The 12,722-nt window shown below is 70.2% G+C and carries 14 protein-coding genes; 5 read left to right on the top strand and 9 right to left on the bottom strand.

Annotation, left to right across the window (positions count from 1 at the left end; translation table 11 throughout):
- The first annotated feature begins 7 nt into the window (after positions 1–7).
- The gene (locus CFN78_RS22065; protein WP_094864762.1) at positions 8–895 is read left to right on the top strand and encodes an oxidoreductase; all 888 of its coding nucleotides are present in this window, start codon (positions 8–10) and stop codon (positions 893–895) included.
- Between the two features lie 75 nt (positions 896–970).
- Here CFN78_RS22065 and CFN78_RS22060 read toward each other — a convergent pair whose 3' ends face one another.
- The 4 genes from CFN78_RS22060 to CFN78_RS22045 form a co-directional block, all read right to left on the bottom strand.
- The gene (locus CFN78_RS22060; protein ID WP_094864761.1) at positions 971–1,285 is read right to left on the bottom strand and encodes a hypothetical protein; all 315 of its coding nucleotides are present in this window, start codon (positions 1,283–1,285) and stop codon (positions 971–973) included.
- A gap of 140 nt (positions 1,286–1,425) precedes the next feature.
- Positions 1,426–2,253, bottom strand: coding sequence for an ADP-ribosylglycohydrolase family protein (locus CFN78_RS22055; protein ID WP_165777663.1), 828 nt, complete (start codon positions 2,251–2,253; stop codon positions 1,426–1,428).
- Between the two features lie 138 nt (positions 2,254–2,391).
- Positions 2,392–2,868 (bottom strand): (2Fe-2S)-binding protein, encoded by a 477-nt coding sequence (locus CFN78_RS22050; RefSeq protein WP_094864759.1) that lies wholly within the window; start codon positions 2,866–2,868, stop codon positions 2,392–2,394.
- An 11-nt stretch (positions 2,869–2,879) separates the two neighbouring features.
- The gene (locus CFN78_RS22045) at positions 2,880–5,228 is read right to left on the bottom strand and encodes a xanthine dehydrogenase family protein molybdopterin-binding subunit (RefSeq protein ID WP_094864758.1); all 2,349 of its coding nucleotides are present in this window, start codon (positions 5,226–5,228) and stop codon (positions 2,880–2,882) included.
- 288 nt (positions 5,229–5,516) lie between these two features.
- Between CFN78_RS22045 and CFN78_RS22040 the strand changes: the two genes are divergently transcribed.
- Positions 5,517–6,740 carry a PucR family transcriptional regulator gene (locus tag CFN78_RS22040; RefSeq protein ID WP_165777662.1) on the top strand — a complete coding sequence of 408 codons (1,224 nt, stop codon included), beginning with the start codon at positions 5,517–5,519 and terminating at the stop codon, positions 6,738–6,740.
- Between the two features lie 74 nt (positions 6,741–6,814).
- Here CFN78_RS22040 and CFN78_RS22035 read toward each other — a convergent pair whose 3' ends face one another.
- The 5 genes from CFN78_RS22035 to CFN78_RS22015 all read right to left on the bottom strand — a co-directional run bounded on the left by CFN78_RS22035 (position 6,815) and on the right by CFN78_RS22015 (position 10,856).
- On the bottom strand, positions 6,815–7,888 hold the full coding sequence (locus tag CFN78_RS22035; protein ID WP_205660609.1) for a Y-family DNA polymerase: 1,074 nt from the start codon (positions 7,886–7,888) through the stop codon (positions 6,815–6,817).
- Between the two features lie 293 nt (positions 7,889–8,181).
- The gene (locus tag CFN78_RS22030) at positions 8,182–9,006 is read right to left on the bottom strand and encodes a siderophore-interacting protein (RefSeq protein WP_205660608.1); all 825 of its coding nucleotides are present in this window, start codon (positions 9,004–9,006) and stop codon (positions 8,182–8,184) included.
- A 227-nt stretch (positions 9,007–9,233) separates the two neighbouring features.
- A complete protein-coding gene (locus CFN78_RS22025) occupies positions 9,234–9,905 on the bottom strand; it encodes a GNAT family N-acetyltransferase (RefSeq protein ID WP_338065546.1) in 672 nt (223 codons plus the stop codon).
- A gap of 8 nt (positions 9,906–9,913) precedes the next feature.
- Complete coding sequence (locus CFN78_RS22020) at positions 9,914–10,372, bottom strand: MarR family winged helix-turn-helix transcriptional regulator (protein WP_110495022.1); 459 nt, start codon at positions 10,370–10,372, stop codon at positions 9,914–9,916.
- A gap of 73 nt (positions 10,373–10,445) precedes the next feature.
- Positions 10,446–10,856, bottom strand: coding sequence for an ester cyclase (locus CFN78_RS22015; RefSeq protein WP_094864812.1), 411 nt, complete (start codon positions 10,854–10,856; stop codon positions 10,446–10,448).
- A gap of 186 nt (positions 10,857–11,042) precedes the next feature.
- Between CFN78_RS22015 and CFN78_RS22010 the strand changes: the two genes are divergently transcribed.
- The 3 genes from CFN78_RS22010 (at position 11,043) to CFN78_RS22000 (ending at position 12,721) form a co-directional block, all read left to right on the top strand.
- Positions 11,043–12,023 (top strand): iron-siderophore ABC transporter substrate-binding protein, encoded by a 981-nt coding sequence (locus CFN78_RS22010; RefSeq protein ID WP_094864756.1) that lies wholly within the window; start codon positions 11,043–11,045, stop codon positions 12,021–12,023.
- A 112-nt stretch (positions 12,024–12,135) separates the two neighbouring features.
- Positions 12,136–12,318, top strand: a complete 183-nt coding sequence (locus CFN78_RS22005; RefSeq protein ID WP_094864755.1) for a hypothetical protein — start codon at positions 12,136–12,138, stop codon at positions 12,316–12,318.
- A gap of 10 nt (positions 12,319–12,328) precedes the next feature.
- On the top strand, positions 12,329–12,721 hold the full coding sequence (locus CFN78_RS22000; protein WP_094864754.1) for a VOC family protein: 393 nt from the start codon (positions 12,329–12,331) through the stop codon (positions 12,719–12,721).
- Position 12,722 lies beyond the last annotated feature (1 nt).

Below are 12,722 nucleotides of genomic sequence, written 5' to 3'. Positions count from 1 at the left end.
CGGGACCATGGACAGGCACGGACCCAGCGCCGCGGACATGCCGGATCTGCACGGACGGACGGTGGTGGTCACCGGGGCGAACAGCGGTGTCGGACTCGGCACCGCCACCCTGTTCGCCCGCGCCGGCGCCCACGTCGTGCTCGCCGTACGGGACGCCCGGCGCGGTGAGGAAGCGGCGCGGGAGATCGGCGGCAGCCCCGAGGTGCGGCGGCTCGATCTCGCGGACCTCGCCTCGGTACGCGCGTTCGCCGCGGCCTGGGATGGCGAGATCGCCGTCCTGGTGAACAACGCCGGCGTCGCCATGGTGCCCGAATCGCGGACCGCGGACGGTTTCGAGACCCAGTTCGGCACCAACCACCTCGGCCCCTTCGCGCTCACCAACCTGCTGCTGCCGCATGTCACCGGGCGCGTGGTCACCCTGTCCTCCGGCGCCCACCGTGCGGGCACTATTCACTTCGACGACCTCGACCTGCGGGCGGGCGGCTACGGCCTGGTGAAGGCCTACGGGCAGTCCAAGCTGGCGAATCTGCTGTTCACGCTCGAACTCCAGCGGCGCCTCGAAGAAACCGGCTCGGCGGTACGCGCGCTGGCGGCACATCCCGGCTACGCCGCGACCAACCTGGGCACCAAGGGCCGCAACAGGTTCCTGGTCGCCGGGGTGCACCTGGCCGGCCGGTTCTTCGCGCAGACCCGTGAACAGGCTGCGCTGCCCACGGTGTTCGCCGCGACCAGGGACCTGCCGGGTGCCAGTTACGTGGGCCCGGACGGGCGCTTCGAACTGCACGGCAAACCCGCGCTGGTCGGCCGCTCGGCGGAGGCCAGCGATCCGGCCGTCGCACGCCGGCTCTGGGACGTCTCCGAGGGGCTCACCGGCGTCACCTACGGCCTGGGGTAACGAGCACGGCCCTCTGCTTTCGTCCACTTCGGACGGACGCCGAACCTCTGCGCGGGCCGGCGCCCGGTCTTCCGCTCAGTGTTCGTCGTAGTGCCCGTCGTGGGCCGCGTGGCGGTGACCGTCGTGCAGGTAGTCGACATGGTCGCCGTGCGGCACGGCGACGTGCCCGCAGCCGTGTCCGTGCTCGTGCTCGTGCTCGTGCTCGTGCTCGTGCGCCGGATGCTCGCTGTGTGCCGCCGGTTCGCACTCGTCGTAGTGACCGTCGTGGGCCGCGTGCAGATGGCCGTCGTGCGCGTAGTCGACATGGTCACCGTGCGGCACCGCGACGTGCCCGCACCCCTCGCCGTGCTCGTGCTCGTGTTCCCGGTGCGTCATGTGGGCGCTCGTCATGGAATTCCCTCCATCGGCGGTGTCGGCGCCAGAATAACCACGCATGCGAACATGCGCATGACTCACCGAATCAGGTGACACCGGGTCGCGGGACAGCTGCGGAAGGCCGGGGTTCCGGCTCGACACTCGCGGCCAGGTACTCAGGGCAGGATCGTCCACGGAGGCGGCGGCTCGCAGTGTGCCCACCACCGCTCCGGAATCTCCGCGGTGTTCCCGATGATCCCGCCGACCATCGCGCAGATCGTGTCCCGGTCGCCGCCGACACTCGCCGCCGTCCACATCGCCTCCCTGAAATCGGCGAGATGCGTTGCGGCACACCAGATCGCGAACGGCACCGTATCCAGGGCCCGAGTCTCGGCTCCGTTGCCGACCGCCGCGGCCACGGCGTTCGCCGGTTCGCCGGTCATCCGCCCGGTGCGCAGAATCCGGTCGCGCACCGGGCCGCCCCGGACGACGGTCGCCACCTCGCCGAGGAACTCGGCAGGCTCCGTGTCCGGACCGGACACCGCGGCGGTAGCCGCGGCGACGGCGATCGCCTCGGCGTGGCTGTGAGTCACTTCCGCGCTCAGTGCGGCCTGGCTCGTCGTGGCACCGGGATCGCTCGCGAACCACGCACCCAGCGGTGCCACCCGCATCGCCGCTCCGTTGCCCCAGGATCCCCTGCCCCCGAACGATTCGGAGGCGGCGAGCCGCCAGTGCGCGCCGCCCCGGATCCGCCGCAACAGGTCCGTGGTGCCCCGGCCGTAGCCGCGCCGCGCGTCGTGGCGCTCGGCGAACCTGCGCACCAGCGAGTCCTGCTCGACGTGGTGGTGCTCGGCCAGTTCGCCGGCGATCGAGTAGGCCATCTCGCTGTCGTCGGTCCACTCCCACCGGCCCGGCGGGAGCGTGCGGCCCTCCGTGCGGGGTACCGCGTCGACGGCCGCACCGAAGGCGTCACCCACCACGAGCGCGCGCAGAGACCGGACCAACCGGCACCGTGCCGGGAGTCCGGCCGTCCGAACCGCGTCCCCGCCCCCGTGCACATCGCCCCCGCTTCCGCCGCGCCCGGTGCGGACGGCACTCCCGCACAGTAGTGCCATCCCACCCGGCCCCGGCGCCGCCGGGAGTCACATGTTCTTGGCGCCCGCCTTGATCGCCTCGCGGATGCGGAAATACGTACCGCAGCGGCAGATGTTGCGGATCTCGTCGAGGTCCGAGTCCGCGATCTCGCGGCCCGCCGCCCTGGCCTGCTCGACCTTGGCGACGGCCGCCATGATCTGCCCGGGCTGGCAGTAGCCGCACTGGGCGACGTCCTGCTCGATCCAGGCTTCCTGCATCGGATGCAGGTCCCGGCCGACCGTCGCGGGCAGACCCTCGATGGTGGTGACCTCGTCGGTCGGCTGGATGTCACCGACGCGCACCGAGCACGGATTGAAGGCCTTGCCGTTGATGTGCGAGGTGCACGCCTTGCAGACGTTGATCCCGCAGCCGTACTTCGGACCGTCGACGCCGAGGACGTCACGCAGTACCCAGAGCAGCCGGACGTCGTCCTCGATGTCGACGGTGACCAGCCGGCCGTTGAGCTTGAACGTGTGTTGTGGCAACAGATCTCTCCTCAGAACGCGAAGTTCAGGCCGTCGGTCGGCGATTCCGGCACGGGCGGGATGACGGACTTCGGCGTGAAGCCGAGCGTGCCGTGGTTGATCGGGAAGCTCGTCGGCACGGTGCCCGTCGCCCTGGCGTAGGCACAGGCCACGGCAGCCATCGACGCCGCGACGCCGAACTCTCCCGCGCCACCCGGCCGTCCGGTGGTGGGCGGCATGATGACGATCTCCATCTCCGGCGGGGTGTTCCACTGCCGGGTGTAGAAATAGTCGTCCCAGCTACCTTCGAGGAACACACCGTCCTGCAGGTGCAGACTGGACGTCAGCGCCTGCGCGATGCCGTCCATGATCCCGCCCTGCATCTGGGCTTCCAGCCCGCGCGGGTTGATCGTCAGGCCGGTGTCGATCGCGGTGACCACCTTCGTCACCCGTGGTCCGGTGACGCCGTCGCGGATCGGCCGGTTGACCGTCTCCGGGCGGCAGTCGATCTCCACCATCGTCGCGTTGACGCCCTTGTACTCCTTGTGCACACAGATTCCCTGCGCCGTGCCGGGTTCCATCGGCCTGCCCCACTTGCCGACCTCGGCGGCCTTGTTCAGCACATCGAGCAGGCGCTGCTCGTCGAGGTACTCCTTGCGGAACTCGTACGGGTCCTTGCCGAGCTTGCGTGCCACCTCGTCGACGACGATCTCCCGGGAGGTGACCACCTCGGAGTTGAACAGGTTCCGCACACTGCCGGTGGGGAAGGTGTCGAACTCGTAGATCTCGTTGAGAAGCTGGGTGGTGACCCCGAACTTGTACGGCACGTTCGCGGTCAGCAGGAAGATCGGGATGGACAGCCCCACCTCGTTGGGGATGCCCAGCGGCGGCAGCTTGGCCACCTGGTTCACCAGGATCTCGCCGAAACCCTGTGTGTAGTCGGTGGAGACCCCGGTGTGCCGCTGTTCGAAGGAGAGCACCGCGCCCCCGGAGTGGGCGACCCGGATCCGCGAGGTGCACATCGGGTGCGTCCGGCCCTGACGGCACTCGTCGGTGCGGTGCCACATCAGCTTGACCGGCTTGCCGATCTTCTGTGAGATCTCCGCCGCTTCCAGCGCGACATCGCTGAACATGCGTCGGCCGAAGGCGCCGCCCGCCTGCTGGACGTGCACTGCGACCTTCTCCTGGGGCATGCCGAGAAGCTTCGCCACCTCCTGCTTGGTCAGGATCGGCGACTGCAGCGGCGCCCAGAGTTCCGCGCTGTCCTCGCGAACGTCGGCGACCGCGGTGTTCGGCTCCAGTGCCGCGTTGTTGCGGAAGTGGAAGACGAAGTCGCCCTCGACGGTCTCGTACAGCGGGAGATTCGGTACGGCCAGAGGAATCTCGGCCTTGCGCAGGTCGGCGAGCACGGTCTCGTCGGACATCCCGTCGACGCTGCCCGGCCCCCATTCGGCGTCGATCGTCCGGACGGCGTCGATGCACTGGCCGAAGGTGCGGCCGCGTACCGCGACACCCGTCGCGATCGGCACGACGTCGGTGATGCCCGGCATCTGCCGCACGGCATCGAGATTGCGGACCGACTTGACCTTGCCCTTGATCGTGGGCGGCCGGCACACCATGGTCGGCAGCGCGTCCGGGATGTCGAGATCCATGGCGTACTGCTTCGTGCCGGTGACCGCCTCCCGGGAGTCGATCCGGTTCTGCGGCTTGCCGATGATGCGGAACTCGGACTCCGGCTTGAGGATCGCCTCGATCGGCTCGGTGGTGAGGCTGGCGGCGACCTCGGCCAGTTCGCCGTAGTTCAGCGCCGCGCCCGCGGTCGAGGTGATCACGCCCAGCTTGCTGGCCAGCGTGCCCACGGCCTCGCCGAGTTGGAGGGAGGCCGCCTTGAGTAGCTGCCCCTTCACGATGGCGGCCGCCGTGCGGATCGGCGTGTAGGTGGTCAGCACCGTGCTCGAACCCGCGGTGAACTGGTTGAACAGCAGTTCCGGGCGCGCGTCTGCCAGCGTGACGTTGACCTTCTCCAGTGGCAGGTCGAGCTCCTCCGCGATGAGCATCGCCGCCATGGTGGTGATGCCCTGGCCGCTCTCCTGCCGCGGCAGCTCGAACGAGGCCGTCCCATCCTTGTTCATCGTGACCGTGATGAGGTTCGAGGTCGGCAGGGCGGTCTCGACCAGCAGGTCACTGAGGTCGTAGACGTCGGAGGGCTCGGGTATCGGGAGCTGCGGGATGGGCAGGCCCTGTGCATCGGCGGCGGCCGGCCCACCGAGCTGCGCCGCCGCGGCGAGCGTGGGCGCGGCCAGCAGGTAACCCAGGAATCGGCGACGGCCGACATCGCGCGGTCCGCGCCGGTCGTCGGCCGGCGAATTGCTCTGCTCCATCGACAAAGTTCCTCTCCACGAACGCCAGTGCGGGTGCGGCCACCCGCGGTGCGGCACTGTTCGCCCCGTACGCGCGCCATGGCGCCGCGTGACCGGTCGAACCCGAGCATCATGACCGGCGGCGGCAGCAATTGGCGAGGGGCCAACTGCACAGCATCGGAGCCGGATGACTGTGCAGATGCGCGCGCATTTGTTCCCGACCACCATCGATCTGTTGACGCCCGACATGCGCACAGCCGGGATTGTGTTGCACAATGCGTAGTCAGGGCTGACGCAAGGGACACCCGTATGGGCAATGACGCCGACGAACAGCACCGCCTGCTCGCCGAACTCGCGCGTACCTCGCTGACCAGGCTGCCCGTACTCGCGGACAATCTCGTGGACCAGGTGTGGGGCGAGGTGTACACCCGGGACGGGCCGGTGCCCAAGGACGACCTGTGGCGGTCCTGCCGGGACAACCTCGACGGCATGCTGACCGCCCTGGACGGCTCCGGCCCCTCGCTGCCCGACCTGCTGCACGCCGCCCAGGAGACCGGGACCCGGCGCGCCTACCAGCACTGCCCGCTGGACTGGGTACTGCACGCCTGGCGGGTCGGCGGCCAGGTCATGTGGACCGACTTCGCGCACCAGGTCGGCGTCACCGACACCAGGCAGCTCGAACAGCTCGTGGCCTCCGCGACCGAGGTCTGGGGGGTCACCGAACGCTTCTCCATCGAGATGGCCGCGACCTACCAGAACCTGGAACAGGAACTGCATGCCACCACCGACACCCGGCTGATGGCCGTGGTGGACGCGCTGCTGGACGACCGGCTGGACGAGGTGCGCGCGGAAGCGGAGACCGCGCTGAAACTCGCACCCGAGGATCAGATCGTGGTGATCGCCGTGGAGAACTCGACGGAGTTCGCCGCGGCCCCGCACCACCTGTCCTATGTGTTGCACCAGCACGGTGTGCGCTCGGTGTGGCGGCTGCGGGCGGGCTGCCAGATCGGGCTGGCCGTCACCGGCCAGCTCGGCTCCGGCGAACTGGCCACCATCCTCGACGAGCACGCGGCGGGACGGATCGGCGTGTCACCGAGCACCGCGAACCTGCGCGGAGTCGGCGGCGCCTACCGGATGGCGATGCTGGCGATGACGACCCTGCCCGAGGGGCACGCCGCCGCGGAGGCGCTGGACGACTGCCTGCCGGACGCGCTACTTCTCAGCGCCCCGGAACTGGCCGAGCGGATCATCACCGTCACCTTCGGCCAGGTGCTCGCCCTGCCCGCCGCGGAGCGCGAGGAACTGCTGGACACGGTGTCGGTGTGGATCTCCTCGCTCGGCTCCACGGTCAACGCCGCGAAGGCACTGTTCTGTCACCGCAACACCGTGCTCAACCGGCTGCGCCGGGTCGAATCGCTGACCGGCCTGAATCTCGGCGAAGTCCGCGTCTGGCCACAGGTCATCATGGCGCTGTCCGCGCTCCGCAGGAACCGCACCGTTCCCGGCTTCACGGTCGTTCCCCGGGAACACTGAGAACCCCCGCCCCGGGACCGACCCGGTCCGCGGCCAGGGAAGCGCGCTCGGGTCAGCGTGGCGACAGGTACCGCTCAGCCGTCCGGCAGGCCCGGCGCGAAGGGCAGCGCGAGCTGACCCGGTACCTCGCGGGCCGCGGCGAGGAAGAGCACCACGCCCGCCAGGGTGACCCCGCGTCCGTCGTCCTCCCATCCGGTGCCCTCGAGCAGCCGCCGGGCCACCCGTTCGATCCCGGCCGGATCGGCCACGGCACCCGGCAGCGGGGCCCGGCCGGTCCGGATGGTGCCGTCGTCGAAACGCACGGTGACCTCGAGACGGCTCGGCCTGCGCGGATCGTGTCCGAGACGGTCCACGGCGAGCCCGACGACGGTGCCCAGCACCCCCAGCACCGTCGACCGGGTGCGGGTGGGCGGGCTGATCGTGCGCTGCGCGCTCACCGAACGGCGTGGGCCGGGAATCCGGACCGTGGCGTCGTCGGTACCCCTGGCGATGGCGAGCAGTGTGCGCACCATCGCGGTCGGCACGATCGCGGCCAGTGACGTCTCGTCGTGGCCGGCGAGGTCGGCGACGGTGAACAGCCCGGCCTCGTGCAACCTCGGCACCGTTCTCGGCCCGACGCCCCACAGGCCCTCGAGCCGGAGGGCGGGCCGCAACTCCGCCTCTCGCTCCGCGTCGATGACGACGAGACCATCCGGTTTGGCCCGCCGCCCGGCCAGTTTCGCCCACAGCTTCGAACGGGCGAGGCCGACGCTGACCGGCAGGCCGAGTTCCCGGCGCGCGGTCCGGCGCAGGCCGGCCGCCAGTGCGACGGGATCACCGCCGTCCCGGCCGGTCACGTCGAGGAACGCCTCCTCCATCGAACCCGGTTGCAGCAGCGGGGTGTACCGGCGGAACAACGCGAACAGTTCCTCCCCCGCCCGGCTGTAGCGTTCGTCCCTCGGCGGCGCGACCACGACCTCCGGCCAGCGGTGCAGTACCCGGGCCAGTGGCATGCCCGCGTGGACACCGAGTTCGCGCGCCTCGTAACTGGCACAGGCCACGACCTCGGCGGCGACAACGAACGGCCGGTCGCGGTAGCGGGGCGTGTCCCTGCGCTCCACCGAGACGAAGAAGGCGTCGACGTCCGCGTGCGCGATCACCACCGTCACGCCCCTTCCTCCGGTACGGCCAGAGTAGGCCTCGGCGGGGACATTCGAGGGCCGCGGCGGCGAGACCCGGTCGCCGGAACCCGGCGCCTTGCGGGAGCCGCCTCGCCGCCGCGTCCACGTTCTCCGCCGGCGGCGCTCGGCGACGACGTGGCCGTCCTTCACAGCGACCAGGTGGTCGGCGAGCCTGGTTGATGCCGTGCGGCATGGCGACGATCGTGCGGCCGTCGTCGTGCAGATCGGCACCCCGCCCCCGGGACGTTCGGTGAGCACCTCACCGAACGAGCCGGCGGAACTCAGTGCGAGGACTTCCAGTACCCGCAGAACATGATGTCCGCCTTGGGCATTCCCCCGGCGACCCAGTACCCGCGCAGGGCCACCGGCAACGCGGACTCGCCGGCCACCCAGGCGCAGCCGTCCCGGGGAACCGGCAGCGCGGTGGCGGCGGCCAGCGCGGCGCGGCCGGGCACCGCGTGCGCATCCTCCCGGACCACCCAGTCGACCTCGACGCCGGACGGCGTCAGGATGTCCTGCCGATCCTCGCCCGAGGGGATCTCGATGACGGCGCGGCCGGTGGTGCCGGGTGGCAACGAGGCGAGGATGCCCGCGGCGGCGGGCAGCGCGGATTCGTCGGCGACCAGCAGCACCTGCCGCGTCTCGCCCGGTGGGTGGAATCCGATGCCCTCGTCCAGAATGGCGACGGTGTCGCCGACGCCGCAGTCCTGCGCCCACGAGGCCGCAGGTCCCGCGGTGCCGTCCGCCGCGGAGCCGTGCAACACGAAGTCGACGTCCAGTTCCGGGCCACCTGGCCCGTCCGCCCGATACGCGCGAACGGTGTAGTTGCGCAGGACCGGCCGGGAGGTCTTGGCGATGGCCAGGTACCTGGCGTACGCGACCAGATTCAGCTTGGCCGGCAGCCGGGACAGCGAGTCCTCGCCGACCGGGATGAACAGCCGGAACCACTGGTCGAATCCCATGTGCCGGAAACGCTCCGCATCGCCGCCACCGAGCGTGACCCTGGTGAAATGCGGGGAGATCCGCTCCCTGCGCACCACGGCGAGGGTCAGCAGTTCCGAGCTCTCCGGCTTCACCCTGGTCGCCGACAGATTGCTGCGAGCCATCCCGCCTCCTTGGCAAGTGTTGCCTAACCTTACCTCGCGGTCGACGGAGCCGGGTAGCCCCAGGCCTGCCTGACCATCGATCACGGGAAGCCCCGGGGAAGCCGCCGGAGAGAGCTCCGCAGAACACCGCTCCGGCCAGGCCGGTCGATCGGCCCGAGTTCCTGTCCACACGGGACGGTCGCAGGGTGAGCGCCCGCGCCTCCACATCGGACGGTCCGCACGCCCGGTCAGCGCCGGATCGCCGCGTAGAGCAGCATGTCCCGCCGGGTGCCACCGATCGCCTGGTGACTGCGGAGCAGTCCCTCCCGCCGGTACCCGGCGGCTTCGGCCACGCGGATCGACGCCGTGTTCCACGGCTCGATGTACAGCTCGGCACGGAAGAGTTCCGGAACGGTCCACGCGAACGTGGTCAGTGCCGTCAGCGCGCTTCGGCCGACGCCCTGCGCACGATGTGCCGGAGACACCGAGTAGCCCACGATGGCGCGGCCCGCCGCCAGATCCCGCAGCCACAACCCGATCGCACCGACCGCGGTGCCCGACCGCCTGTCGGCGATGGCGAACGACAGACCGGTCCCCTCGGTGTACCGGGCGCGCTGGCGGCGAACCCATTCCAGGGCCTGCCCCGCGCCGGGATGCGGGGGAAGGCTGCCGATCAGTGGTACGTACGGATCCGAGCCCAGCTCGACGGCGAGATGCGTGTCCGCGTCGGTGAACGCGCGCAGCACCACCGGCCCGGCTCGCGGTGGTGCCACCGGCCAGGGCGGCAGTGGTGTCGTCACCACCCGACCGTAGCCACCGGCGGTCGTCCGCGTCGCGTGATATTCCCGGCCGTCCGCGATGACGGGGACCCGGTCGGTGGCCACGACGACCGCCGTCTCGCGCTCAGGTTGCGGTGCCACGGTTCGAACTATCGGGGGCGACGGCTTTCCTGCGCCGCGACGAGTTCGGCCAGGCGCGTGCCCGCGCCCGTGAGCACCCGAGCGGCGACGGCCCTGTCCCGCGCCGACAGCGAACCGAACAGCTCGACGGCCAGCGTCTCGCGGCCCCGTGCCATCGCGGTGACCGCCCGTTTCCCGGCGGCGGTGAGCGTCACCAGGCACGCGCGCCGGTCCGCGGGATGCGTTTCCCTGGAGACGAAACCACCCGAGACCAGCGCGTCGACCAGCGCCGTGACGTTGCGCGGACTGACCTCGAGATCGGACGCGAGCCGCTGTTGCATCGAAGGTCCCCGATCGGCCAGCACCCAGAGGACGTGGGCCCGCGACGAGGTCAAGCCGCTCCGTTCGAGCTCGAGGTCCATGTCCTTGCTCAGGGTCACGGTGATCTCGAGCAGGCGGTCGAGAAGCTCGGGGGCGGTCGTGGTCACAAATCTGAAGTTAGCACACAGTTACCGCACTACACAGTGACGGTGGTGCCGCCCGCGGCGCGGCCGTCCCGGCTCAGCCGATCTGCCCCATGAGACCGGCCAGGTCGGTGCAGATCCATTCCTCCGCGATCACGCCGCCGGAGACGCGGTAGAACTCGTTGCTCATCACCTCGACAACCCGGCCGGTCGGCGGCACTCCCTGGAACTCGCCGGTATGCGTACCGCGGAGAAGGTTGCGGACCGCGACGCGATCCCCGTGCCCGAAGATGTCCTGAACCTCCATGCGCATGTCGGGGAACCCCGCCCGCAGTACTTCGACCCCCTGCTTCCAGGCCTCCCGGCCGACGAGCTGGGCCGGCGCACCGGCCAGGTTGATCAGGAAGCCGGAGGCCATCCGTTCCAGACAACTCTCCGTATCGCCCCTGTTGAAGGCGTCGAAGGCCGAGTTCAGCAGCGCGACGTTCGCGGCGACGAAATCATTCATGATGCACTCCATAGTGAAGTAAATACATCATTACCGTATATCATATTTATGTACGCGTTCGTCGTGTCCATCGAAGTCACGGGCCGGCGGACCACGACCTCGTCCCGCGTGGCTGGCCCGCCGCGCGCCGACCGACTAAGGTTCGACTAACCAACGTTCGCGCGAAGGAGTGCTGTGGTGCCCGGTATGCGACGCGGTCCACGAGGTCGGCTCCGGCTCCTCGTCCTCGTGGTCACGGTCCTGTTGGCCATCGGCGCCTGCGGCCCGGTCGAGGAACGCGCACCGGTGGCCGACGGTCCGGCCATCGACACGATGTTCGGGCCGGTGACGGTCCCGTCGGCACCACAGCGGGTATTGGCGCTCGGCTGGTCGGATGCCGAGACGGCGCTTGCTCTGGGAGTGCAACCGATAGGCGCGAGCGACTGGCTGGGATTCGGCGGCGACGGGGTGGGCCCATGGGCTCAGGGCCGGTACACGACCCCGCCGCAGATGCTCGGCACCAGCGAACTGAGTTACGAGCAGGTGTCCAGCCTCGATCCCGACCTGATCCTGAATACCCGTTCCGACGGCAGCAGGGAGAAACACGAGGAACTGAGCAAGATCGCGCCGACGATCGCGCCGCCCGCGAACGTACCGGCGTACGGCACCAACTGGCGTCAGCAGATGAGCATGGTGTCCACCGCGCTCGGCCGGCCGAACGAGGGCGCCCGGCTGACCGCCGACCTTGACGCGAAGTTCGCCCGTGCGAAGGCGGACAATCCCGCGTTCGCCGGCAAGACCACGGTCGTCGGCACGCATTACCAGGACAAGTACGCCGCCTACCTGCGGGGAGACTCGCGACTCGATCTCATGGAGGAACTCGGTTTCCGCAACCGGCCCGAGGTGCAGGCACTGGCCAACGGCAGCTTCTCCGCCGACCTCTCCAGGGAACAGATCGAACTGCTCAGCGCGGACCTGTCCGTGGTGTTCCCACTGGACTCCGACGCGACCGTGCTGCGTGAGGACCAAGCGCTGAACCAGATTCCCGCCGCGCGAGCCGGCCATATGGTGCTCCTCGACGATCCGATGCTGGTCAACGCCATGGCGAGCGGATCGACCCTGGGCACCGCCCACACTCTCGACCGGCTCGTCCCGATGCTCGCCGCGGCGCTCGGCCGGGCACCCTGACCCACGCGAGGGGCGGGCCGGTACGACGTCGGTACTGAGCCATCGGGGTGACACCCGCGGGGGCCCGTCACAGTGCGCGGCGGGCGCGCATCCCATCCACGGGGTGTGCTGGATGAATGCGATCGACCCGGCCGAGCCGAGACCGGCCTGCCCACAGTGCTGCGGCAGCGGGTTCGCCGACGCCTGGGAGCAGTACCGCGCCGACTGGGGAGGCATGGTGACGGTCCGGCTCACCTGCACCGGATGCGATGGCAGCGGTCTGCAACCGCCGGCCGGTGGCACGCCGGGCCCGTAGACTCACGCCCATGCTCCGACTCGGTTTCCCGGTCATCGGCGTCACCGACCTCCCCCGTGCGGTCGCGTTCTGGACGGCGGCACTGAACCTGGTGGACACCGGGGAATGGGCGAGCGCGTCGTGGCGGACCCTGCGTCACGCCGATGGGTCCGGACGCGCACTCGGCCTGATGCTCAGCCGCTCCCCCGCCCAGACGCACCCCCGGATCCATCTCGACCTGCTCGTCGACACCACGGCCGAGCAGGAGTCCGAGGTCTCCAGGCTGATCACGCTCGGCGCGCGGAAACCGGACTGGGACTCGTACCCGCCGGCTCCGGATTTCGTCGTCCTCGCCGACCCGGACGGCAACGTGTTCTGTGTCGTCGACCTCAGCCGGGCCCCGTCCGGAGGCCCTGCCGCCTGAA

This window comes from Amycolatopsis antarctica (genome assembly GCF_002262875.1).
Classification (GTDB): Bacteria; Actinomycetota; Actinomycetes; order Mycobacteriales; family Pseudonocardiaceae; genus Amycolatopsis; species Amycolatopsis antarctica.
The sequence above is the reverse complement of the archived record's forward strand: the minus strand, read 5'-3'. Positions and strand labels throughout refer to the sequence as shown.